We start from the raw sequence: 1,218 nt of genomic DNA, 5'->3' as shown, positions 1-1,218 counted from the left end.
ACCGGCCTGCGCGGCCTCGCCGAACGCCTCGACGCCGTCGACGGCGTCCTGGTGGTGGACTCCCCGCCGGGCGGCCCCACCACGATCACCGCGGAACTGCCCTGGCGGGACCGTGCGGAGGACGCCGACCGGCCTGCGAGGTAGGGAAAACCCCCGTACGGGACGGCGACGGGCTCCATGGTCGTCCGGCCCGCCGCCGAGGAGGCTGGAAGCACCGGTGAACGACGGCACGCGCACCACCGGGCGACCACCGCACGAGCCGCGCGCACCGCACGAGCCGCGCGCACTGCACAAGCCGCACGCACCGCACGAGCCGCACGCGACAGACCACGGGATGGGACAGGACGGGACGGGACGACACCGATGGCCACGGAGTACGGGAAGTACGCGCCCTACGGCGGATACGCCGGACACGGCGAGGACGACAGGCACGACGAGCACGACGAGCACGCCGGGTACACCAGGCACGCCGGGTACGGCGAGCGCCGCCGGCGCCCCCTATTGCCGGCCGGGCTGCGGGCGCCGTTCGAGACGCGCAGCTGGCTGGAGTTCTGCTACGTGCTGCTGAGCCTGCCCGTCGGGATCATGCTGTTCGTGTACGCCGTGACGATGGTGTCGCTGGGTGCCGGCCTGCTGGTGACGTTCCTGGGCGTCCCGGTGCTGGCGGCGGCGCTGGCGGGATGCCGCGGGTTCGGGGCGCTGGAGCGGATGCGGGCGCGCGGGCTGCTCGGGCTGGCGGTGGACGACCCGGCGCCGCTGCGGGTGCGGCGCGGCGGCCCGATGGCGTGGATGGGCGCCGTCCTCAGGAACGGCACGTCGTGGCGGGCCCTGCTGTACGCGCTGCTGCTCATGCCGTGGGCGGTGTTCTCCTTCAGTGTCGCCGTGACCGTCTGGACGGTGGGCTGGACGCTGCTGACGTACCCGCTGTGGTTCTGGGTCTTCCCGATGTACGCCGGCCAGGGCGGTCTGCAGCTGTACGGCGACGAGACCCACCGCGTCTACCTGGACAACCCGTTCGAGATCACGGTGACCGCGCTGGTCGGGCTGCTGTTCACGCTGGGCGCGCCGTGGATCGTACGGGCCCTGACGACGGTGGACCGGCTACTGGTGCACGGGCTGCTCGGCCCGTCGCGGCTGGCGACGCGGGTGGTGGAGCTGGAGTCGGATCGGGGGGTGGTGGTGGACACGGCCGCCGCGGACCTGCGGCGCATCGAACGC

At 73.4% G+C, this 1,218-nt stretch carries 2 protein-coding genes; both read left to right on the top strand.

Going from position 1 to position 1,218, the window contains the following annotated elements; genetic code table 11:
- A partial coding sequence (locus IE225_RS32635) for an ATP-binding protein (protein WP_506004992.1) occupies positions 1 to 144 on the top strand: 144 nt, incomplete at its 5' end.
- A gap of 219 nt (positions 145 to 363) precedes the next feature.
- Positions 364 to 1,218 (top strand): sensor domain-containing protein (locus IE225_RS32630; protein WP_190061282.1); only part of this gene is annotated, 855 nt, incomplete at its 3' end.

The organism is Streptomyces echinoruber, from assembly GCF_014651135.1.
In the GTDB taxonomy this organism is placed as follows: domain Bacteria; phylum Actinomycetota; class Actinomycetes; order Streptomycetales; family Streptomycetaceae; genus Streptomyces; species Streptomyces echinoruber.
This window is presented reverse-complemented; position numbering and strand designations above follow the sequence as displayed.